A 20,399-nucleotide genomic window follows, 5' to 3' on the forward strand; every position below is an offset into this window, starting at 1 on the left:
AGGGCGATTACACCCGTACGACGCGGGGCCCCTCGGAAATGTGACACACGAAGTGGGCCCATGTGACCGGAGTCACGGCCAGCTGCGGACCGCGGGTGTCCTTCGAGTCGCGGATGTGGATGGTGTGGGGTTCGGTGGCTATCTCTACGCAGTCGCCGGAGCCGCTGCTGCTGTAGCTCGACTTGAACCAGGTCAGTTCGTTGCTCATAGCGCTCCTCGGATCCGCTCCAACAGGCCCACTGAATCATCGAGGGTGAGAGCCTGCGAACGCATCCTGGCATAGCGTTGCTGAAGGACGCTCACCACCTTTGAGTCTGTGATCAACTGGCCCGTTTCCGGCGCTTCGACGTAAGCGCACCACTCGTTCTCCGGTGTCTCCAGCAGCTGTATCGACCCGTGCAGGCCGGCGTGGGACTCCCGTACCAGCGGCATGATCTGAATCTCGACGTTCCGAAGCCGAGCGATCCCCAGCAGGTGATCGATGAGCCCACGCATCACCTCGGCCCCGCCCGTCCGCCGCAGAAAGAGCTGCTCCTCCAGCAGAAAGCTGAACGCGGTGTTCGGCCGCTCCCGCAACAGGCGCTGACGCTCGGCGCGAGCTGTCCACTGGGCGTCGATCTGCTCGTCGCTCAGCGGCGGCAGTTCATCCACGAACAACTGACGGGCGTAGGCCTCGGTCTGCAACAACCCGGGAATCAACCGGCATTCGTACGTGTAGAGACTGACCGCGACCTCCTCCAGCCGCGCCCACCGCCGGAACCAGGCCGCGAGGCCGGGCTTCCGTACGAGACAGCCCGCCGCACGGCGTAACGCACCGGTGTTGCCGAAAACCTCCTCGGCGCGTTCCACGAAGGACGGGTCCGGCATGCGGCGGCCCAACTCGACGGACGCCACGGTGTGTTTGGAGAAATTCACCAGTTCGCCGAACGCCTCCCGGCTCAACCCGGCGTGCTCACGCAGCCCTTGGACGACGGCCCCGAAGGTACGCATGCTGTCCGACGTGTCGGGCCCACCCAGTTCGACCACAAGCGGTCACCTCCCGGGATCATGGTCACTCACGGTGACACGTACCGTCCAGCGAGTGACCGCGTACAGTTCGCGGAGTACGCGGGTCAGGGACGAACGGCAGTCGGCGAGATGTCTCCCAGCGCCCGGTTCAGCCGCGCAAGCCACTCGTGGGCAGTACCCCGTACCCGGGCGTGCTCCGCGCGGAAGTCGTCCCAGTCCACAGACCACCGCGCGACCGTGTCCGGACGCAGGGCGTCCGAGGCCGCCGTGTCTCCCGGCGCACGACGGAACACCTTGTGCAGCAGCCGCGGGGACATCCGCGTGGCGTCGGCCTCCGCGAGGAGTACGGCGTCGTAGAGGTCCTTGGCCCGCGCCCGGCCCTCGGTCACGCAGTCGGTGTGCAGCCACAGCAGCTTCCACGCGAGCGACAGTTCACGGCTCGCGGTGCGCAGGACGGTCGGCGCGGCGCCGTCAGCGCGGGGTATCGCCGTCCACACGGGGGGCTCGGGGAGCCACTCGTCACGGGCGAAGTCGAGCCGCACTGCGCCGGGCGGGAGGCCTTCGGCCTGCCAGGGGATGATCAGGCGGATACCCGGGGTGTCGTACTCCGCATAGGTCCAGGTGCCGTCCTCCCGGGCGGCACTCGCGTCCAGGACCACCCCCGGCGCGGCCGTCGGGCACTCACGCACCAGGCCGAGCAGGGCTTCGTGCGGCGGCAGGTCTTCCGGTACCGCCTCGGCGACCCAGTGCAGCCCTTCGGGCGGCGCCACGGCCCGCAGTCCCCGGGTGTCGAAGTCCTCGAACTTCCAGATCTCGTACGGGTCGCCGCCGTCGGCCGCCTCGGGCCACTGCCGTACGAGATCCACGTCTTCCGCGTACGGATACGGGTCTCCGGGATCGACGGGAACGAGCAGGGGCGGGGGAACGATCCAGTCGAGATCGGCCGGCTCCCGCGCCTCGGCCCCCACCCAGGCGGGCATCACCATGCTCCCTCGCAGCACGAGGACATCACCCAACGGGGACTCGGCGACCAGCCCGACCAGATGATCAAGCACAGCCCGGTGCGCGCCACTCCACCGCTCGCCGCCCCCGGGCCGGGCCACCTGCCCCACGAAATCCTTCACAGCCGCCCCCACCCGCCTGCTCCCTGCCGGCCAACCTACCTACCCCCACTGACAGGCCCCGCGAAGATTGGGGTGCGCGACAACCGGGGCGAATCGGGGACTTTGACCGCGACCGACAAGCACCCCTTCTGGATACCTGAACTCAATGCGCAGCGCGTCTCCTACTGGCTTGCTCCCGGACGCCGCGTCGTGTTGCTCACCGTCTTCCGCAAGACCAAGATGCGCGAGGCGGACGAGGTCGACCGAGCCCATGCCGCCCAGCAGCTGTGTGAGGCCGAGCACAAGCCGGCCGCGGACCATGAGATCTACAGCCGCGATGTCAGGGAGGAACCGCGATGAACCACGCCGAGTGGAAGACCCGCCGTCGGCGCAAGCTCCTTGGCGACGCCGTTGAGGACAGCCCTGAGTACGACCGACCTGACCATCAATCTCACCCCGCACGACGACGTCGCCTGAGGGTTCCCGGCGGGGAAACCATTCGTCGCGTACGGGCCCCGTCGTACGCGCATTCTGCCTGGTGAAGTCGGCTGTACGGGCGGCAGATTGGCCGCATGACTGCACCACCCGGCCCCCGCTTGCCGGTCACCGTACGTACGTTCGTCCAGCGACTCAGCGCCACACCGCGCGGTGCCCGGCTCGCGCGGCGGCTCGCGCTTGAGCAGTTGGCGGCGTGGGGCATCCCGCGCGGCGCCGACGTCTTCGACGCCGTGGCGCTCGTCGTCGCCGAGCTGGCCGCCAACGCCGTGACCCACGGGCGCGTGCCCGGGCGGGACTTCGAGTTGCGGCTCTCGCTGGTCACCGGGAGTGTCCGGATCGAGGTGCGGGACACCCACAGTGGGCCGCCCCGGCCGCCGGGGCCGGGTGACGTGGCCGAGGCCCATCCGCTGGCCGAATCCGGGCGTGGGCTGCTGATCGTCGATGCCGTGGCCGACCGGTGGGACGTGGTGGACCGGGAGCCGCCCGGCAAGACCGTGCGGGCCGAGATCGACCTGGCCGAATCGGTGGAGTCGCCCAAGTGACGGGGGCGCGGCCGGAGTTCGGTTCTGCGCGAACCATTGACGCGCAACGCGTTCGATTCTACGGTCCCGTCCCAATGCCGTGTCCGAACATGCGACCGGCGTTCGAAATTGCGAACGCGCGATCACTCGCGATCACTCGCGAACTCCAGTCCCCACTGGAGAATCCCCACTGGAGGCCCCACGTGAGCCGCACCCCCCGCACCGCCCGCACGCCCCGCACACCCCGCACCTTCCGGCGCAGAGCCGCGCTCCTCGCCCTCCCCACCGCCGCCCTGCTGGCGCTGATCCCCTCGACCGCCTCGGCGTACCCGAACCCCGGCGTCGTCACGGGCGACGTCGTCACGCACGACCCGACGATGATCCGCACCTCGTCCGGGCAGTACCTGCTGTACGCCACGGGCGGCGGCATCTCCAGCAAGACGTCCGGCGACCGCACCGCGTTCCGGAACGGCGCCGACGCCTTCTCCAGCCGGCCGAGCTGGTGGTCGAGCTACTCGTCCGTCCCGGAGGCGTGGGCGCCGGACATCTCGTACCACGGCGGCAAGTACCTGATGTACTACTCGGTCTCGAAGTTCGGCTCCAACACGTCCGCCATCGGACTGGCCGGCTCCACCTCCGGCCTGCCCGGCACCTGGACCGACTACGGCCGGGTCTACAGCTCCAGCTCCTCCAGCGACTTCAACGCCATCGACCCGAACCTCTTCGTCGACAGCGACGGCAAGTGGTGGCTGTCGTTCGGCAGTTGGTGGACCGGGCTGAAAATGATCCAGATCGACCCGTCCACCGGGAAGCAGCTCTCCAGCAACACGACCCGGTACTCGCTCGCCTCCCGCCCCAGCGGGACCAAGGCCGTCGAGGCGCCGTACATCGTCAAGAAGGGCAGCTACTACTACCTCTTCGCGTCGTACGACACCTGCTGCGCCGGCACCAGCTCGACGTACAAGATCAAGGTCGGCCGGGCGACCAAGGTCACCGGGCCGTACTACGACAAGAACGGCGTCAACATGATGAACAACGGCGGGACGCCGGTCCTGGAGTCGCACGGCCGCGTCATCGGCCCCGGCGGCCAGTCCGTCATGAGTGACAGCGACGGCGATCTGCTCGTCTACCACTACTACGACGGCAACGACAACGGCACGCCCAAGCTCGGCGTCAACCTCCTGAACTGGAGCAGCGGATGGCCCGTCGCCTACTGACCCTGCTGGCCGCGCTGCTGCTGGCCCTGGCCGTCGGGCAGCCCACCGCGAGCGCGGCCTCGTTCACGAACCCGGTCAAGGCGCAGAAGGGCGCCGACCCGTGGATCTCGTACCACGACGGCAACTACTACCTGGTGTCGACGAGTTGGAGCGACGTCATCACCGTCCGCAAGTCGGCCACCCTCGCCGGTCTCGCCACCGCGCCGAGCGTCCAGGTCTGGAAGGGCGACGCGGCCTCGCGGTGCTGCAACATCTGGGCGCCCGAGATGCACTACCTCAACGGCCGCTGGTACCTGTACTACGTCGCCGGGCAGAACATCGCCGACTACAACCCGACGCAGCGCAGCCACGTCCTGGAGAGCGCCGGCTCCGACCCCCTGGGGCCGTACACCTACAAGGGACAGCTCAACTCCGCCTGGATGCTGGACCCGACGGTCGCCACCATCAACGGCCGGCTGTACGTGTTCGGCAGCACCAGCAGCGGCGGCGCGCAGAACATCGTCGCCGCGCGGATGTCCAACCCGTACACCGTGAGCGGTTCCTTCTCGACGGTGTCGACGCCGACGTACGCGTGGGAGAAGTCGGGCCACCCGGTCAACGAGGGCCCGGAGATCCTCCAGCGGGGCGGGAAGACCTTCCTCTCCTACTCGGCCAGCGGCTGCTGGACGCCCGACTACAAACTGGGCCGGCTGACCCTGACCGGCACCGACCCCCTCTCCGCGTCCTCCTGGACGAAGAAGTCCACGCCGGACTTCCAGCGCAACGACGCGGCCGGGGTGTACGGGCCGGGCCACCACGGCTTCTTCACCTCACCGGACGGCACCGAGAGCTGGATCGTCTACCACGCCAACGACTCGGCGTCCGACGGCTGCGACAACGGGCGTACGGCGCGGGCGCAGAAGTTCACGTGGAACGCGGACGGCACACCCCATCTGGGTACGCCGGTCGCCCTGGGCGCGTCCCTCACCGGCCCCTCGGGCGAGCCGTCCGGGGTGCAGCGCACGTACACCCTCACCAACCGCAACAGCGGCAAGTGCCTTGAGGTCGCCGGTGGTTCGTCGGCCGACGGGGCCAACGTCCAGCAGTACGCCTGCAACGGCGGCGCCCACCAGCGCTGGCGCCTGGAGGACCAGGGCGACGACACCAGCCGCCTGCTGAACGTGGGCACCGGCAAGGTCCTCGACACCGCGGACTGCTCCACCGCCGACGGCGCCGACCTCCGCCAGTGGTCCTGGCTCGACAACACGTGCCAGCGCTTCCGCTTCATCGCCACGGACACGGGCCACGTCCGCATCACCAACCAGGCGTCGGGCAAGGTCGCCGACGTGGCGGACTGCGCCACGACGGACTCGGCAGACGTCCGCCAATGGACCTGGCTGAACAACACGTGCCAACAGTGGAAACTCAATCCCGTTTAGGTGTGCTGTTCTGGCACATTGACGACGCGGCCGCCCCGTACACACAGGGCGGCCGCGTCGGACGGCGTTGCCGGAAAACGGGAGGGGACAGAGTTGAAACGTCTGGGCGGGTTGGGTGCGGTGGCGGCGGTGCTGCTGCTCGCGGGATGCGGCACCCCGACGGACTACAGCGAGATCGTCACGTTCACCGACGAGCACGGCCGTGTCTGCACCGCGGCGGTCGTGGTCGACCAGGAGCAGAACGAGGGCGACGACTACCAGGTCTCCAGCCTCGACTGCGAGTACCCGCCGGAGGGCCGCACACCGGGCCCCACGCGCTACTCGCCGTTGCCGGAGCGCGAGGCGGACTGACCGCCCGGCAGCACGTCACCCCACCGCGGCAGGCCACCCCGGGTTTCCGGGCCAGCCTGTCGCGGGCGCCGGGGTCAGCCCGTTGGTTCCCCGGACCTGCGCAGCGGTGAGCCCGCCCTGCGCCGGCACACCGGGAGGGGTGGGTACGGCCTGAGGCACAGCCGCAGCCGCCGCCGTAGCCGCAGCCGCTGCCGGCGTGGGCGTGGGCACAGACACCGGCGTCGGCTGCGGCATGGGCCCGGGAGCCGGGACCACCGGCCGCGCCACCGGCGTGGGCGCCACCGGTACAGCCACCGGCGCCGCCACCCCCGGCACAGGCGCCGCCACCCCCGATACAGCCACCGGCGCCGCCACCTCCGGCACAGCCACCGGCGCCCCCGGTACCGTCGCCGCCGCAGGCTCCCGCACCGTCACCCCCGCCCCATTGGTCCGGCTCACCAACCGGTCCACCGCCGCCGTACCCGAGCTGTACCCGGAACCGGGCCCCGGCCCGGGCACGGCGGCGCCCCTCCCGCCCCCGTAGAGCACCTGTTCCAGGCCGGACACCAGGCGACGCACATCGACCTGGGGGCGCACCACGAGCCGCAGGAAGCGACTGGACGATCCGATCTTGTTGCCGCACTCGCGGACCAGGATCCGCTGCTCGGTCAGCAGCCGGTCCCGCACCACGGTGCCCTCGGCCCCCACCGGCAACCGCACGAACAGGAAGTTCCCCTGCGAGGGGTAGACGGTCAGGCCGGGCAGGGCCGACAGCCGGCTCGCCATCTCCAGCCGGTCCCGCCGCACCTGCAGCAGACTCCGCGCGTACTCCACGCCGTGCTCCCGCAGCATGAACACCACGTATTCCGCGAGGGAGTTGAGGTTCCACTTGGGCAGCATCGCGCGCACGCGCCCCGCCAGGGCCGGATTGGCGACGAGGTAGCCGAAGCGCACGCCGTGCAGGCCGAAGTTCTTGCCCAGGCTGCGCAGCACGATCACGTTGGGCCGCAGCATCGCCTCCTGGACGACGGACGGCTCCGCCTCGGCGTCCGCGAACTCCAGGAACGACTCGTCGACGATCACCAGGTCCAGGTCGGCCATCGCGTCCATGAACTGCACGACCGCGTGCTTGTGCAGATAGCCGCCGTCGGGATTGTTCGGGTTGCACAGCACCGCGACCCGCGTGCCCCGCGCCCGGATGAACTCGGCGTACTGGGCGAGGTCGAGGGCGAATCCGCTCGACTCCTGGAGCGGGAACATGTCGACCCGCTTGCCGGTCTCCATGGGCTGGTCGGTCCAGCGGCCGAACGTGGGCACCGGGACGGCGAGCGACTCGCGGACCAGCAGATGGTCGATCCAGGTGATCAGCTCCGTGGAGCCGTTGCCCATCGCCACGCACTGCGGCGGCAGTTGGAGCAGCCCGCACAGCTCGGCCGCGATCGTGTCGGCGCTCGACGGGTAGTACGTGACGATCTCCCGCAGCCTGGCCGCCATCTCGTCGAACATGGCCGGGGTGGGGAAGTAGGGGTTGCAGGGAATGCAGAAGTCCACCGGACCGGCCCCGTCGCTCTCCCGTGTCAGTGCCGCCATCGACGGACTGTGCGCCGCGGTGCCGCGGAAGAGCGACGTGACGTTCTCGGCCAACGGAACCTCCGTGAGAATGGGCGGCCCGTGCGGGGGAGCACGGGCCGCCCATGGATACGGAGTCGGTCCGGCCGGTGTTCAACCGGCGCGAGGAACCGGTGGGTTCACGCGCCGAACGAGTGGACCGTCGTCGACCGGTAGGTCTCGCCGGGCCGCAGCACGGTCGACGGGAACGACGGCTGGTTCGGCGAGTCCGGGAAGTGCTGCGTCTCCAGGCACAGCCCGTCGCCCTGCCGGTAGACGGAGCCGCCGGTGCCGACGAGCGTGCCGTCGAGGAAGTTGCCCGAGTAGAACTGCAGGCCCGGCTCCGTCGTCGCGATCTTCAGAGTGCGGCCCGAGGACGGGTCGCGCAGCGTCGCCACGTGCTGCGGCGCCGACGTGATGCCCTTGTCCAGCGCCCAGTTGTGGTCGAGGCCCTGCCCGTAGAGCACCTGCTGGTGGGCGACGCGGATGTCCCGGCCGACGGGCTTGGGCCGGCGGAAGTCGAACGGCGTGCCCGCGACCCGCGCCAGCTCGCCCGTGGGGATCAGCCCCGAGTCGACCGGCGTGTAGCGGGACGCGGCGATGGACAGCTCGTGCTCGTGGATCGAGCCGCTGCCCTCACCGGCGAGGTTCCAGTACACGTGGTTGGTGAGGTTGACGACCGTGGCCTTGTCGGTGGTGGCCTCGTAGTCGATGCGCCAGTCGCCGTCCCGGGTGAGCGTGTACGTCACCTTCGACTTGAGCGTGCCCGGGTAGCCCATCTCCCCGTCGACGCTCGTCCAGTACAGGCGCAGGCCCACGTCGGAGCCCTGCGTGAACGGCTCGACGTCCCACACACGCTTGTCGAAGCCCTGCGCGCCGCCGTGCAGGCTGTTGTCGCCGTCGTTGACGGACAGCTGGTAGTCCTTGCCGTCGAGGCTGAACTTCCCCTGGGCGATGCGGTTGCCGTACCGGCCGATGAGGGCGCCGAAGTACGGGCTGGAGGCGACGTAGTCGTCCAGGTCGCCGAAGCCGAGGGAGACGTTCTTGTAGCGGCCCCGGCCGTCGGGGATCTCCAGGGCCTGCACGATGCCGCCGTAGGAGAGGACCTTCATCCGCGTGCCGCCGTTCTCCAGCGACCAGCGGTACACCTTCGTCCCGTCGGCGAGCCTGCCGAAGAGTTCCTTCACCGGACCCCTGCCTCCCGTGGCGTGTGCGGTGCCGCCGAACGCGGCGGCGGTCACACCGGCGGCCGCGGCCCCGGCGATGAGGGTGCGTCTGTTCAGTTCCATGTGCGGCTCCTCCGCGAGAGAGAGAAGGGCCCCGCCTTCCGGCGGGGCCCGATGCCTTGCTACGAACCGACCTTGCGCTTGTTCCACACGTCGAAGCCGACCGCGGCCAGCAGCACCATGCCCTTGATGACCTGCTGCCAGTCGGTGCCGATGCCGACGAGGTTCATGCCGTTGTTCAGCACGCCCAGGACCAGACCGCCGATGATCGCGCCGAGGACGGTGCCGACACCGCCGCTCATCGACGCCCCGCCGATGAACGAGGCCGCGATCGCCTCCAGCTCGAAGTTCAGGCCCGCCTTGGGCGAGGCCGCGTTGAAGCGGGCGGCGAACACCAGACCCGCCAGGGCCGCGAGCATGCCCATGTTCAGGAAGACCAGGAAGGTGACCTTCTTGTCCTTCACGCCCGACAGCTTCGCCGCGGGCAGGTTGCCGCCGATCGCGTAGATGTGCCGGCCGATGATCGCGTTGCGCATGACGTAGCCGAAGCCGACGAGCAGCGCGCCCAGGATCAGCAGCACGATCGGCGTGCCCTTGTAGCTGGCCAGCAGCAGCGTGACGACGAGGATCGCGGCGGACAGCGCGACCAGCTTCAGCGCGAACAGCTTGGCGGGCAGCACGTCGAGGGCGAACTCCTGCTGCCGCTTGCGGTCCCGGACCTCCTGGAAGATCACGAACGCGATGAGCCCGAAGCCCAGCAACAACGTGAGGTTGTGGTAGTTGGTCTCCGGGCCGACCTCGGGCAGGAAGCCGTTGGCGACCTTCTGCATGCTCTCCGGGAACGGGCCGAGCGTCTGGCCCTCCAGGAAGATCTCCGTCAGACCGCGGAAGATCAGCATGCCCGCGAGGGTGACGATGAAGGACGGTATCCCGCCGTACGCGATGAAGAACCCCTGCACGGCGCCCGCGACCGCGCCCATGGCCAGGCACAGGATCACGGCGACCGGCCACGGCAGGTCGTTCTTCACCATGAAGACCGCGGCCATCGACCCGATGAACGCCGTCAGCGAGCCGACCGACAGGTCGATGTGGCCCGCGATGATGACGAGCATCATGCCGATCGCCAGGATCAGGATGTAGCTGTTCTGCAGGACCAGGTTGGAGACGTTGCGCGGCAGCAGCAGGTCGCCGTCGGTCCACACGGCGAACAGCGCCACGATCAGACCGAGCGCGAACAGCATGCCGTACTGCCGCATGTTGCGGCGCATGCCGTCCAGCACCAGCCGGAGCAGTCCGTCGCCGCCGGCCGCCCCTCCCTTGCCGGCCGGCGCGGGCGCCGGGCTCTTGGCGGTCACATCCGTGCTCATCGGGATACCTCTTTGTCCTTCGTCATCTGACGCATCAGCGATTCCTGCGAGGCCTCGTCCCGCGAGAACTCACCCGTCAGCCGCCCCGCGGCCATCGTGTAGATGCGGTCGCACATGCCGAGCAGCTCCGGCAGCTCGGAGGAGATGAAGACGACCGCCTTGCCCTGGGCCGCCAACTGGTCGATGACCGTGTAGATCTCGTACTTGGCGCCGACGTCGATACCGCGCGTGGGCTCGTCCAGGATCAGCACGTCCGGACCCGCGAAGATCCACTTGCTGAGGACGACCTTCTGCTGGTTGCCGCCGGACAGCTTGCCGACCGGCTCGAACACCGTCGGCGCCTTGATGTTCATGGACTTGCGGAACCGCTCGGCGACCTGCCGCTCCTCGTGCTCGTCCACCACGCCCCGCTTGGCGACCTTGCCCAGCGCGCTGAGCGAGATGTTGCGGTTGATGGTGTCGATGAGGTTCAGCCCGTAGTGCTTGCGGTCCTCGGTGACGTACGCGATGCCGTGCTTGACCGCGTCCGCGACGGACTTCGTACGGATCTCCTTGCCGTCCTTGAGGACCGTGCCGCCCGCGTACCGGCCGTAGGTGCGGCCGAACACGCTCATCGCGAGCTCGGTGCGGCCGGCGCCCATCAGGCCCGCGATGCCGACGATCTCGCCGCGGCGCACCGTCAGCGACACGTCGTCCACGACCTTGCGCTGCTGGTCGATGGGGTGGTGCACGGTCCAGCCGCGGATCTCCAGGGCGGGCGCGGTGCCCTCCTCCGGCTGGTGCGGGGTGCGCTCCGGGAAGCGGTGCTCCAGGTCGCGGCCCACCATGCCGCTGATGATCCGGTCCTCGGTGGTCTCCGGGGCCTTCACGTCGAGCGTCTCGATGGTCCGCCCGTCGCGCAGGATCGTCACCGAGTCGGCGACCTTGCGGATCTCGTTCAGCTTGTGGGAGATGATGATCGAGGTGATGCCCTGCTTCTTCAACTCCAGGATGAGATCGAGGAGTTTGCCGCTGTCCTCGTCGTTCAGCGCGGCGGTCGGCTCATCCAGGATGAGCAGTTTCACCTTCTTCGACAGGGCCTTCGCGATCTCCACCAGCTGCTGCTTGCCCACGCCGATGTCGGCGACGCGGGTGTCGGGATGGTCGCTGAGACCGACCCGGCGCAGCAGTTCGGTGGCGTGCCGCAGCGTCTCGGTCCAGTTGATGACACCGCGCGTGGCGTGCTCGTTGCCGAGGAAGATGTTCTCCGCGATGGAGAGGTACGGCACCAGCGCCAGTTCCTGATGGATGATCACGATGCCGCGTTCCTCGCTGGCCCGGATGTCCTTGAACCGGCAGACCTCCGACTCGAAGAGGATCTCGCCCTCGTAGGTGCCGTACGGGTGGACGCCGGAGAGGACCTTCATCAAGGTCGACTTGCCGGCGCCGTTCTCCCCGCAGATGGCGTGGACCTCGCCCTGGCCGACGGTCAGCGTGACGTCCGACAGCGCCTTGACACCGGGAAAGGTCTTGACGATCGAGCGCATTTCCAGGACGGGTCCCGCCATGGTCGTGCCTTCCAATCTCTCGTGGGGGGCTCCGTCTGCTACTTGAGGTCGGACTCGGCGTAGTAGCCGCTGTCGACGAGGATCTCCTTGTAGTTGGACTTGTCGACGCTCACCGGGTCGAGCAGGTAGGACGGGACGACCTTGGCACCGTTGTCATACGTCTTCGTGTCGTTGACCTCGGGCTTCTTGTCGTTCAGGACCGCGTCGACCATGTTCGCGGAGACCTCCGCGAGCTTGCGGGTGTCCTTGTAGACGGTCTGCGTCTGCTGGTCGGCGATGATCGACTTCACGGACGCGACCTCGGCGTCCTGGCCGGTGACGACGGGCAGCGGCTTGCTCTTGGAGCCGTAGTCGTCCGACTTCAGCGCCGACAGGATGCCGATGGAGATGCCGTCGTACGGCGAGAGCACCGCGTCGACCCGCTCGCGCTTGTAGGCGGAGGTCAGGATGTCGTCCATGCGCTTCTGCGCGGTGCCGCCGTCCCAGCGCAGCGTGGTGACCTGGTTGAGCGCGGTCTGCTTGGAGCGGACGACGAGGTCGCCCTTGTCCATGTACGGCTTCAGGACGTTCATCGCGCCCTGGAAGAAGTACTTGGTGTTGTTGTCGTCGTTGGAGCCGGCGAACAGCTCGATGTTGAACGGCCCCTTCTTGCTGCCGTCCTTCAGACCGAGCTTGTCCAGGATGTAGTTGCCCTGGAGCTCGCCCACCTTCTCGTTGTCGAACGACGCGTAGTAGTCGACGTTGTCCGTGCCGAGGATCAGCCGGTCGTAGGCGATGACCGGGATGTCCGCCTCCTTGGCCTGCTGGAGGACGTTGTTGAGCGACTTGTTGTCGATCGCCGCCACGATCAGGGCCTTCACGCCCTGCGTGATGAGGTTCTCGATCTGGGAGACCTGCTGGTCCGGGTCGTCCTCGCCGTAGACCAGCTTGGTCTTGTAGCCCTTGGACTCCAGGTTCTTCTTGACGTTGTTCCCGTCGGCGATCCACCGCTCGGAGGACTTCGTCGGCATCGCGATGCCGATGGTGGCGCCCTTGGCGTCGCCCTCGCCCTCCTTGCTGCCGCCCTCGCCGCTCTGCCCGCAGGCGCTGAGAGTGAGGGCGAGCGAGGCGGCTCCGGCCATCGCGGTGAGTACGGCTCTGCGATTGCGCATGGTCATCATCCTTGATGTGTGTTGCAGGGCTCGGGTGTGTGGGATTGTGCGCGGCTGTGTCGTCTTTTGAGAAGAGAGTTTCCGGAACGTTATGACGAAATCTCGAACCTGTTGAGTGCTCCGGGCAGCCGCGAACCGAGCGGCGCCATGTCGCCGTCCGCTCCGTGCCGGGCCAGCAGGTCCAGGGCCAGCCGGCCGCGCCGCACCCGCTCCTTGGCGGTGGCCAGCGTCAGATCCCGCAGGTGGTGGCCGTACGGGTAGATGCCGGGCGACTTGGAGAGGCCGAACTTCAGGTAGAGCGGAGCGCCCCGCCGGATCAGCTCGGCGACCTCGTACATCCGCACATACCCGCCCAGGTCGTCGGGGGCCTCGATGTACATGTCCATCGGGGCCGCCGACACCCGGCGTATCTCGGTGAGGTGATCCAGCGTCAGGTCGCTGGGCACGTTGACGGAGTCGGCGCCGAGCCGCTCGTACACCGCGTACGCCGCCGGGTTCACCGGGCCGATCAGCGCCGAGACCTTCAGCGTCGTGTCGGCCGGGACGACGCCGGCCGCGCGCGCCCGGTGCAGCGTCCACAGCACGCCCTCGTCGGCCACCAGCAGGCACTTGACGCCCAACTCGGTGGCCCGCACGGCGTCTTCGACGCAGCCGGCGACCGCGTCGTGACCGCGGGCGCGCAGCCCGCCGCCGCGCGAGTCGGTACGGGTGGAGCCGCCGATGTCCCACGTGCCGCGCGGGCCGGTGAACAGGCAGAGCTCGATGTCCCGTTCGGCGGTCGCCTCGACCATCTCGGTGATCTCGGCGTCGGTCAGCATCCACACGCCGCTGCCCTGGCTGATCCGGTGGATCGGCACGTCGAGCCGCGAGGCCTCCTTCAGTACCACCGCGAGCGCCTCGGGGCCCTCGCACGAGGGGATCTCGGTGCGCCAGCGGCCGCCGCCCGGGAAGGAGTGCGGCGAGGCGTCGGCGGGGTCGAGGGCGGGCGCCCCCAGACCCAGGGTGGTGAGCGCCGGCTCACCGGGTCGGCGGGGTGCCGTGGCGGAAGCGTCGGTCACAAGCTGTCCTTTGTGTTCGATATGTCGGACGAAGTTCGCGGCTCGGGGTGGGGAAGGGCCCTGCCGAAGGGCTGGGTGCACGCCGGTACGGAGGCCGTCAGGTGCCCCCGTACCGGCGTACGGCTAGGGGCGCAGGAGCACCTTTCCGACCTTCGGGTCGCCGGACCCGACCAGCTCGATGGCCTGCGGGAACTCGGCGAGCGGCAGCTCGTGCGTCACGAGCGGCGACGGGTCGAGCAGACCGGCCCCGAACATCCGCACCGTGTGCGCCCACGCGTCCGGCGGCGCCCCGAAGACGGTGTGCACCTCCAGCTGCCGCACCACCAGGTCGGTCGGGTCCAGGCCCTGGGCGCCCGGCGCCGGGATGCCCGTCAGCACCAGGCGCCCGCCGCGCCGCAGCAGCGCGGCGGCCGTGCGGGCCGCGTCCGCGGACCCGGCCGTCTCGATGACGACGTCGAAGTCGTCCGGCAGTTCCCGGTCCTTGGTGCGGAAGTCGGTGGCGCCGAAGCGCCTCGACAGGGCCTCGCGGTCGTCGCGCGTGCCGACCACCAGCAACTCGGCCGGGGAGCCCGCCGCGAGGAACTGCACGGCGAACATCCCGAGCGTGCCCGTGCCGACGACGGCGACCCGCTCGCCGGGCCGCGCGTTCGCCTTCAGCGCGGCGGCCGCGATGCAGGCGGCCGGCTCCAGCAGCGCGGCGGCGGTCAGGTCCGCGTCGTCCGGCAGCGGGTGCAGCAGCCGGGCCGGGAGGGTGAGCGTGCCGGCCATCGCGCCGGGCTGCGTGAACCCGGTCTCCTCGTACCCGGCCGTGCACAGCGTCGTTTCTCCCGCGTGACAGCGGTCGCACACCTGGCAGTTGCGGAAGCCCTCACCGACGACCTTGCGGCCGACGAGACCCCCGGGCACCCCGGCACCGACCGCCGCGACCGTCCCCGACCACTCGTGACCGGGCGTGAGCGGGTAACGCACGTACCCCTCGGGCCGGTTGCCCTGGTACACCTCGCGGTCGCTGCCGCAGATGCCCACGGCGTGCACCGCCACCAGCGCCTCGCCGGGGCCGGGTTCGCGCGGCTCGTGCGGCACGAGCCGCTGCTCACCCGGCGCCTCGACGACAACGGCCGTACCGGCGGCGGAAGTCGGGCCGCCGGAGCCGGTGCTCACTTCGAGGCCTTCGGCTTGCGCTGCTCCCAGCCCTCGGCCCACAGGTCGAAACGGGCCTGCTGCTGCGGGAATTCGGCGGCGGCGTCCGTGTCCAGCTCCACGCCGAGACCCGGCGCGTGGGAGAGGTGGAAGCAGCCGTCCTCCGGGTTCACCTGCGGGGCGCCCTTGACGACCTTCTTGATCTCCGCGTCGGCGAAGTCGTTGAAGTGCTCCAGGATCTTGAAGTTCGGGGAGGTGAAGCCGACCTGGAGGGAGGCGGCGGTGAGGACGGAACCGCCCACGTTGTGCGGCGCGACCATCATGTAGTGCGTCTCCGCCGTCGCGGCGAGCTTCCGCGTCTCCCAGATGCCGCCGATGTGGCCGACGTCCGGCTGGATGATGTCCACGGACTGGTCCTCGAACAGCTCGCGGAACTCGATCCGGTCGTGGATGCGTTCACCCGTGGCGACCGGCATGTCCACCTTGTCGGCGACCTTCTTCAGCGCCTTCAGGTTCTCCGGCGGCACCGGCTCCTCCAGCCAGGCCGGCTTGAACGGCGCGAGTTCCTTGGCCAGGCGCACGGCGGTCGACGGCGAGAACCGGCCGTGCATCTCCAGCATCAGCTCGGCCTCGGGGCCGATGGCGTCGCGGACGGCCTCGATGAGGGAGACGGCGTACAGGGTCTGCTGGTGGTCGAGTTCGAAGTGCCCGGTGCCGAAGGGGTCGATCTTCAGCGCCTTGTACCCGCGCTCCATGACCTGCTGCGCGGCCTTGTGGTACGCCTCCGGGGTGCGCTCGGTGGTGTACCAGCCGTTGGCGTACGCCTTCACCTTGTCGGTGACCTTGCCGCCGAGCAACTGCCAGACGGGGACGCCGAGGGCCTTGCCCTTGATGTCCCAGCAGGCCATCTCGACGACGGCGATGCCGGACATGACGATCTCGCCGGCGCGGCCGTAGTCGCCGTACTTCATGCGGCGGGCGAGGTCCTCGACAGCGAACGGGTCGGAACCGAGAATGTGGTTGGCCTCAGCCTCCTTCAGGTAACCGAGAAGGGCGTCGGTGTGTCCGAGCATGCGGGTCTCGCCGACTCCCGTGATGCCCTCGTCGGTGTGCACCTGGACGTACGTCAGGTTGCGCCACGGCGTCCCGACCACGTGTGTGCTGATTCCGGTGATGCGCACGGCAGTTGCCCCTTGCTGCGTCGTAGTCGTTCTCTTCGGTGCGGTGCGGCTTCGCGTTGTTCGAAATTTCGTCACGCGTTCGAAATGCTGGCGTGACAGTAAGGAGGTGGCGGTCGGAGTGTCAATGGGTCGGACACATAACGCTTTCGACAGTTTCGAAAACGTTCGATCGTCGGTTTCGGGCGAATGACGCGCCGGGGGCGCCGGACCCCTACACAACTTTCACAGTGGGCACTAGGAAGCGTGTCCGACGGGAACTTAACCTTCCCGCGTCATGGACTACTGCCAGCCGTGCCGACGGCACCTGAACGGCGCCCTCACCTGCCCGGGGTGCGGGACTCCGGCCGAGTTCGTCCGCGCCCGGCACGAGCACACCGGGCAGTTCGCTCCGCCTTCCCCTGCGGCTCCGCAAGCGGAGGCGGGGGCTTTCGGCCCCGAGGGCGACACGGACGCGGAGGCGGGCGCCGAGCCGGGTGCCGGGACGGGCGCCGGGGCGGACGTCGGGCCGCACGCCGACGAAGTGCCGCCGGGTGGGCGGGCCGCGCGGCGTCGCGGTGTCACGCCGCCGGACGGCAGCCGGCGGGACCGCAAGGCGGCGGCGCATCGTCGTCGGCGGCGCCGGGCGCTGCTGGTCGGCGCGGGGTTCGTGCTGGCGGCGGGCGGGCTGAGCCTGGCGGAGCTGGGCGCGGACGGGCCGGCCGACGAGCCGAGGCCGGCGGCGGCGGGCGCGCGGACGCCGGACGGCGGGGCGTCGACGGAGGCGTCCCCGGACGGAGCGGGCGGGGCACCGACGTCACGACGCCCGTCCCCGTCGGAATCGACGTCGGCGTCGCCTTCCGCGTCGCCGTCACCGTCGAAGTCGAAGCCGGCGCGGAAGAAGACGTCGGCACCCCCGGAGGACCGGTCCCCCCAGTCCTCGCAACCGACGTCGAACCCGGCCCCGACCCCGACGCGGCAGACCCAGGACCCGGCCCCCGATCCCACCAGGCCGACCCCGCCCCCGGCCCCCACGCCGACGGAGACCTGCGAACGCTTCCTGTGGTGGTGCGCGTAGCGCACTCCGCTCGGCCGCGGGCGGCGCGAACGCCGTGACGCCCACCGCGGCGCCGCCCGGCGTTCACGCCGGCCCCGGTCAGCCCAGCGTCACGGTGATGTTCCCGCGCGTCGCCTTCGAGTAGGGGCAGACCTGGTGGGCCTTCTCCACGAGCTCCCGCGCGGCCTCCGCGCCGACGTTCGGAATCTCCGCCGAGATCGCCACGGTCAGCCCGAACCCGTCGTCGTTCTTCCCGAGTCCCACCTTCGCGGTGACCGTGGCCCCGGAGACGTCGACCCCTTCCTTGCGGGCGACGACCCCGAGCGCACTCTGGAAGCACGCGCTGTACCCCGCGGCGAACAACTGCTCCGGATTGGTCCCGGCCCCGCTCCCGCCCAACTCCTTGGGCGGATTGACGACCAGGTCGAGCGTGCCGTCATCGGTGGACACCCGCCCGTCGCGACCGTTCTCGGCGGTCGCCACGGCGGTGTAGAGCACCTCGGACTGCTGGATGGACATACGGTGCGTTCCTCCTCGCTCCGCCGCGACTCGCGCCCAGGATCGCGACGGGTTCGGAAAGAAGTTACCGTATGGCGGAAAACCGGGGAAGGGTCCGCGGAGGGTCAGAGCTTGACGATCATCTTCCCCGTGTTGTCGCCGCGCAGGACCCCGAGGAACGCCTCCAGGGTGTTCTCGATGCCCTCGACCACCGTCTCGCGGTACTTCAGCTCGCCCGACGCGACCCACGGCCCGACCTCCCGCACGAACTGCGGCTGAAGGTCGTAGTGGTCGCCCACCAGGAAGCCCTCGATCCGGCCCCGGGTCTGGATCAGCCGCGCGAGGTTGCGCGGGCCGGGCGCCGGCTCGGTGTTGTTGTAGACCGAGATCATCCCGCAGACGGCGATGCGCCCGCCCTCGTTGAGGCGCCCGATCGCGGCCTCCAGATGGTCGCCGCCGACGTTGTCGAAGTAGACGTCGATGCCGTCCGGCGCCGCCTCCTTCAGCTGCTCGTGCACCGGGCCCGCCTTGTAGTTGAAGGCCGCGTCGAAGCCGTACTCGTCCAGCAGCAGCTTCACCTTCTCGTCCGAGCCGGCCGAGCCGATCACCCGGGAGGCGCCCTTCAGCCGGGCGATCTGGCCGACCTGGCTGCCGACCGCGCCGGCCGCGCCCGAGACGAAGACCGCGTCGCCCTCCTTGAAGGCCGCGGTGCGCAGCAGGCCCGCGTACGCCGTCAGACCGGTCATGCCGAGCACGCCGAGGTACGCCGACAGCGGCGCCGCCTCCGGGTCCACCTTCACGGCGGTCCTCGCGTCCACCGCCGCGTACTCGCGCCAGCCGAGGAAGTGCAGCACGTGGTCGCCGACCGCGATGCCCTCGGCGTTCGACTCGATCACTTCGCCGACGGCGCCGCCCTGCATCGCCTTGCCGAGCTCGAAGGGGGCCACGTACGACTTCGCGGCGCTCATCCTGCCGCGCATGTACGGATCCACGGAGAGGTGCGTGTTCTGCACCAGGACCTGGCCCTCGCGCGGGGTGCGCACCTCCGCCTCGACCAGGGCGAAGTCCTCGGGCTTCGGCCAGCCCACCGGGCGGCTGAGCAGGTGCCATTCGCGGTTGATCATGACCGGGCCTCTCCGTTCACTGCATTTACTTCATTACCTGAAACAACCATGCTCCTGAATATTTCATGTTGTCAAGTAAGTGGTTACGATGGGCGGCATGGTCACACCGTCCCCCTCCCGCCGCCCCGACGCCCTGACGATGGAGGTCGTCGAGCTCATCGGCGAGGTCGTGGCCCGCTACCACGCGGACTACGAGGAGGCCGCGGCCGGCCACGCGCTCACCGGCGCCCAGGCCAAGCTGCTGAGCCTGCTGTCCCTGGAGCCGCTGCCGATGCGCAAGCTGGCCCAGCGGCTGAAGTGCGAACCGTCCAACGTGACCGGCATCGTCGACCGCCTGGAGGCCCGCGGCCTGGTCGAGCGCCGGCCCGCCCCCGCCGACCGGCGGGTGAAGGTCGCGGCGGCCACGGACGAGGGCCGCCGCGTCGCCCGCAGCCTGCGGGACACCCTGCGCTTCGCCCGCGAGCCGCTGGCCGCCCTCTCGGCCGAGGAGCGCGTGGCCCTGCGGGACGCGCTGCTCCGCATGCTGGGGGAGGACGCGTGAGTCACGTGCCGCGCGGCCTCGGTATGGTTCCCCCATGCGCGATCTTGGGGTGGGTTTCCGGTATCTGCTGAAGGGCCAGCGCTGGGTGGCCCGGCACGGCAGGCAGTACGGCTTCGGGCTGCTGCCCGGCCTCGTCACGCTCGTCCTCTACGCGGCGGCGCTCGTCAGCCTCGCCCTGTGGGGCGAGGACCTCGTCGGCTGGGCGACGCCCTTCGCCGACGACTGGTCGAGCCCGTGGCAGGGACTGTTCCGCGGCTTCCTCACCGCCGTCCTCTTCGTCCTCGCCCTGCTGCTGTCCGTCGTCACCTTCACCGCGGTCACGCTGCTGATCGGCCAGCCCTTCTACGAGAGCCTCTCCGAACGCGTCGACCGCGACGTCTCCCCGGACGGCACCGCCCCCGAGTCCCACCTGCCGCTCTGGCGCGAGCTGTGGATCTCCGGCCGGGACAGCCTGCGCGTCGTGCTCCGCGCCGCCCTGTGGGGCGTCCTGCTGTTCGCGCTGGGCTTCGTCCCCGTCGTCGGCCAGACGGTCGTCCCGGTGCTCGCCCTCATCGTCACCGGCTTCTTCCTCACCGAGGAAGTCGCCGCCGTCGCCCTCCAGCGCCGCGACGTCGAACTGCGCGACCGGCTCGCCCTGTTGCGCACCCGCAGGACCCTCGTCTGGGGCTTCGGCACGCCCCTCGCGGCGGCCTTCCTGGTGCCGTTCGTCGCCGTGTTCCTGATGCCGGGCGCGGTCGCCGGCGCCACCCTCCTCGCCCGCGACCTGATGGGCGAGGAGACCGAGGACGGCGACGGCACCCCCGCCGAGGAGGACACCGTCGCCTGAGGGC

General features: G+C 69.8%; 20 protein-coding genes and 1 pseudogene. 8 read left to right on the forward strand and 13 right to left on the reverse strand.

Annotated elements, in window-relative coordinates:
* Window positions 1-7 precede the first annotated feature (7 nt).
* From ACZ7D7_RS08115 to ACZ7D7_RS08125, 3 genes are all read right to left on the reverse strand, one after another.
* Window positions 8-208: a DUF397 domain-containing protein gene (locus ACZ7D7_RS08115; RefSeq protein ID WP_470823105.1), complete on the reverse strand. Its 201-nt coding sequence runs from the start codon at window positions 206-208 to the stop codon at window positions 8-10.
* Window positions 205-990 carry a helix-turn-helix domain-containing protein gene (locus ACZ7D7_RS08120; protein WP_470823220.1) on the reverse strand — a complete coding sequence of 262 codons (786 nt, stop codon included), beginning with the start codon at window positions 988-990 and terminating at the stop codon, window positions 205-207. The genes ACZ7D7_RS08115 and ACZ7D7_RS08120 overlap by 4 nt, the downstream gene beginning before the upstream one ends.
* 122 nt (window positions 991-1,112) lie before the next feature.
* On the reverse strand, window positions 1,113-2,063 hold the full coding sequence (locus ACZ7D7_RS08125; protein ID WP_470823106.1) for a nucleotidyl transferase AbiEii/AbiGii toxin family protein: 951 nt from the start codon (window positions 2,061-2,063) through the stop codon (window positions 1,113-1,115).
* 216 nt (window positions 2,064-2,279) lie between these two features.
* On the opposite strand from ACZ7D7_RS08125, the pseudogene ACZ7D7_RS08130 reads away from it, so the two are divergent.
* From ACZ7D7_RS08130 to ACZ7D7_RS08150, 5 genes and pseudogenes are all read left to right on the forward strand, one after another.
* Window positions 2,280-2,471 (forward strand): annotated as a pseudogene (locus tag ACZ7D7_RS08130) (type II toxin-antitoxin system RelE/ParE family toxin); the annotation flags it as partial.
* 212 nt (window positions 2,472-2,683) lie between these two features.
* A complete protein-coding gene (locus tag ACZ7D7_RS08135) occupies window positions 2,684-3,151 on the forward strand; it encodes an ATP-binding protein (RefSeq protein WP_470823107.1) in 468 nt (155 codons plus the stop codon).
* Window positions 3,152-3,333: 182 nt separating this feature from the next.
* Complete coding sequence (locus ACZ7D7_RS08140; RefSeq protein ID WP_470823108.1) at window positions 3,334-4,347, forward strand: arabinan endo-1,5-alpha-L-arabinosidase; 1,014 nt, start codon at window positions 3,334-3,336, stop codon at window positions 4,345-4,347.
* Window positions 4,329-5,765, forward strand: a complete 1,437-nt coding sequence (locus ACZ7D7_RS08145; protein WP_470823109.1) for a family 43 glycosylhydrolase — start codon at window positions 4,329-4,331, stop codon at window positions 5,763-5,765. Before ACZ7D7_RS08140 ends, ACZ7D7_RS08145 begins: the two co-directional genes overlap by 19 nt.
* A gap of 93 nt (window positions 5,766-5,858) precedes the next feature.
* Complete coding sequence (locus ACZ7D7_RS08150) at window positions 5,859-6,116, forward strand: YgdI/YgdR family lipoprotein (RefSeq protein WP_470823110.1); 258 nt, start codon at window positions 5,859-5,861, stop codon at window positions 6,114-6,116.
* A 15-nt stretch (window positions 6,117-6,131) separates the two neighbouring features.
* Here the strand turns inward: ACZ7D7_RS08150 and ACZ7D7_RS08155 are convergent, their stop codons facing one another.
* The 8 genes from ACZ7D7_RS08155 to ACZ7D7_RS08190 all read right to left on the reverse strand — a co-directional run bounded on the left by ACZ7D7_RS08155 (window position 6,132) and on the right by ACZ7D7_RS08190 (window position 16,373).
* Window positions 6,132-7,739: a pyridoxal phosphate-dependent aminotransferase gene (locus tag ACZ7D7_RS08155; protein ID WP_470823111.1), complete on the reverse strand. Its 1,608-nt coding sequence runs from the start codon at window positions 7,737-7,739 to the stop codon at window positions 6,132-6,134.
* 104 nt (window positions 7,740-7,843) lie between these two features.
* On the reverse strand, window positions 7,844-8,992 hold the full coding sequence (locus tag ACZ7D7_RS08160; RefSeq protein ID WP_470823112.1) for an aldose epimerase family protein: 1,149 nt from the start codon (window positions 8,990-8,992) through the stop codon (window positions 7,844-7,846).
* Between the two features lie 59 nt (window positions 8,993-9,051).
* On the reverse strand, window positions 9,052-10,296 hold the full coding sequence (gene mmsB / locus ACZ7D7_RS08165) for a multiple monosaccharide ABC transporter permease (protein ID WP_470823113.1): 1,245 nt from the start codon (window positions 10,294-10,296) through the stop codon (window positions 9,052-9,054).
* Window positions 10,293-11,843: a multiple monosaccharide ABC transporter ATP-binding protein gene (gene mmsA, locus ACZ7D7_RS08170; protein WP_470823114.1), complete on the reverse strand. Its 1,551-nt coding sequence runs from the start codon at window positions 11,841-11,843 to the stop codon at window positions 10,293-10,295. Before mmsA ends, mmsB begins: the two co-directional genes overlap by 4 nt.
* 38 nt (window positions 11,844-11,881) lie before the next feature.
* Window positions 11,882-12,994, reverse strand: a complete 1,113-nt coding sequence (gene chvE / locus ACZ7D7_RS08175) for a multiple monosaccharide ABC transporter substrate-binding protein (RefSeq protein ID WP_470823115.1) — start codon at window positions 12,992-12,994, stop codon at window positions 11,882-11,884.
* A gap of 89 nt (window positions 12,995-13,083) precedes the next feature.
* Window positions 13,084-14,052: a hypothetical protein gene (locus ACZ7D7_RS08180; protein WP_470823116.1), complete on the reverse strand. Its 969-nt coding sequence runs from the start codon at window positions 14,050-14,052 to the stop codon at window positions 13,084-13,086.
* A 123-nt stretch (window positions 14,053-14,175) separates the two neighbouring features.
* A complete protein-coding gene (locus ACZ7D7_RS08185; RefSeq protein ID WP_470823117.1) occupies window positions 14,176-15,213 on the reverse strand; it encodes a zinc-dependent alcohol dehydrogenase in 1,038 nt (345 codons plus the stop codon).
* Entirely contained in the window at window positions 15,210-16,373 is a 1,164-nt protein-coding gene (locus ACZ7D7_RS08190; RefSeq protein ID WP_470823118.1) for a mandelate racemase/muconate lactonizing enzyme family protein, read from the reverse strand. Before ACZ7D7_RS08190 ends, ACZ7D7_RS08185 begins: the two co-directional genes overlap by 4 nt.
* Window positions 16,374-16,647: 274 nt before the next feature.
* On the opposite strand from ACZ7D7_RS08190, the gene ACZ7D7_RS08195 reads away from it, so the two are divergent.
* A complete protein-coding gene (locus tag ACZ7D7_RS08195; RefSeq protein WP_470823119.1) occupies window positions 16,648-17,427 on the forward strand; it encodes an SCO2400 family protein in 780 nt (259 codons plus the stop codon).
* 78 nt (window positions 17,428-17,505) lie between these two features.
* On the opposite strand, the gene ACZ7D7_RS08200 is transcribed toward ACZ7D7_RS08195, so the two are convergent.
* Together ACZ7D7_RS08200 and ACZ7D7_RS08205 are read right to left on the reverse strand one after the other, a co-directional pair.
* Window positions 17,506-17,925, reverse strand: a complete 420-nt coding sequence (locus ACZ7D7_RS08200; protein WP_470823120.1) for an organic hydroperoxide resistance protein — start codon at window positions 17,923-17,925, stop codon at window positions 17,506-17,508.
* Window positions 17,926-18,029: 104 nt separating this feature from the next.
* The gene (locus ACZ7D7_RS08205; protein WP_470823121.1) at window positions 18,030-19,028 is read right to left on the reverse strand and encodes an NADP-dependent oxidoreductase; all 999 of its coding nucleotides are present in this window, start codon (window positions 19,026-19,028) and stop codon (window positions 18,030-18,032) included.
* Window positions 19,029-19,125: 97 nt separating this feature from the next.
* Between ACZ7D7_RS08205 and ACZ7D7_RS08210 the strand changes: the two genes are divergently transcribed.
* Window positions 19,126-19,569, forward strand: a complete 444-nt coding sequence (locus ACZ7D7_RS08210; RefSeq protein WP_470823122.1) for a MarR family winged helix-turn-helix transcriptional regulator — start codon at window positions 19,126-19,128, stop codon at window positions 19,567-19,569.
* Window positions 19,570-19,603: 34 nt separating this feature from the next.
* Window positions 19,604-20,395 carry an EI24 domain-containing protein gene (locus ACZ7D7_RS08215; RefSeq protein ID WP_470823123.1) on the forward strand — a complete coding sequence of 264 codons (792 nt, stop codon included), beginning with the start codon at window positions 19,604-19,606 and terminating at the stop codon, window positions 20,393-20,395.
* The last annotated feature ends 4 nt before the right edge of the window (window positions 20,396-20,399 follow it).

It is taken from the genome of Streptomyces sp. NPDC037054 (assembly GCF_055606745.1).

Coding starts and splice junctions, on each gene's coding strand:
- ACZ7D7_RS08160 (WP_470823112.1), bottom strand. CDS start 8,992: ATGGAACTGAACAGACGCACCCTCATCGCCGGGGCCGCGGCCGCCGGT.
- mmsB (WP_470823113.1), bottom strand. CDS start 10,296: ATGAGCACGGATGTGACCGCCAAGAGCCCGGCGCCCGCGCCGGCCGGC.
- ACZ7D7_RS08120 (WP_470823220.1), bottom strand. CDS start 990: ATGCGTACCTTCGGGGCCGTCGTCCAAGGGCTGCGTGAGCACGCCGGG.
- chvE (WP_470823115.1), bottom strand. CDS start 12,994: ATGCGCAATCGCAGAGCCGTACTCACCGCGATGGCCGGAGCCGCCTCG.
- ACZ7D7_RS08115 (WP_470823105.1), bottom strand. CDS start 208: ATGAGCAACGAACTGACCTGGTTCAAGTCGAGCTACAGCAGCAGCGGC.
- ACZ7D7_RS08210 (WP_470823122.1), top strand. CDS start 19,126: ATGGTCACACCGTCCCCCTCCCGCCGCCCCGACGCCCTGACGATGGAG.
- ACZ7D7_RS08145 (WP_470823109.1), top strand. CDS start 4,329: ATGGCCCGTCGCCTACTGACCCTGCTGGCCGCGCTGCTGCTGGCCCTG.
- ACZ7D7_RS08135 (WP_470823107.1), top strand. CDS start 2,684: ATGACTGCACCACCCGGCCCCCGCTTGCCGGTCACCGTACGTACGTTC.
- ACZ7D7_RS08200 (WP_470823120.1), bottom strand. CDS start 17,925: ATGTCCATCCAGCAGTCCGAGGTGCTCTACACCGCCGTGGCGACCGCC.
- ACZ7D7_RS08215 (WP_470823123.1), top strand. CDS start 19,604: ATGCGCGATCTTGGGGTGGGTTTCCGGTATCTGCTGAAGGGCCAGCGC.
- mmsA (WP_470823114.1), bottom strand. CDS start 11,843: ATGGCGGGACCCGTCCTGGAAATGCGCTCGATCGTCAAGACCTTTCCC.
- ACZ7D7_RS08195 (WP_470823119.1), top strand. CDS start 16,648: ATGGACTACTGCCAGCCGTGCCGACGGCACCTGAACGGCGCCCTCACC.
- ACZ7D7_RS08205 (WP_470823121.1), bottom strand. CDS start 19,028: ATGATCAACCGCGAATGGCACCTGCTCAGCCGCCCGGTGGGCTGGCCG.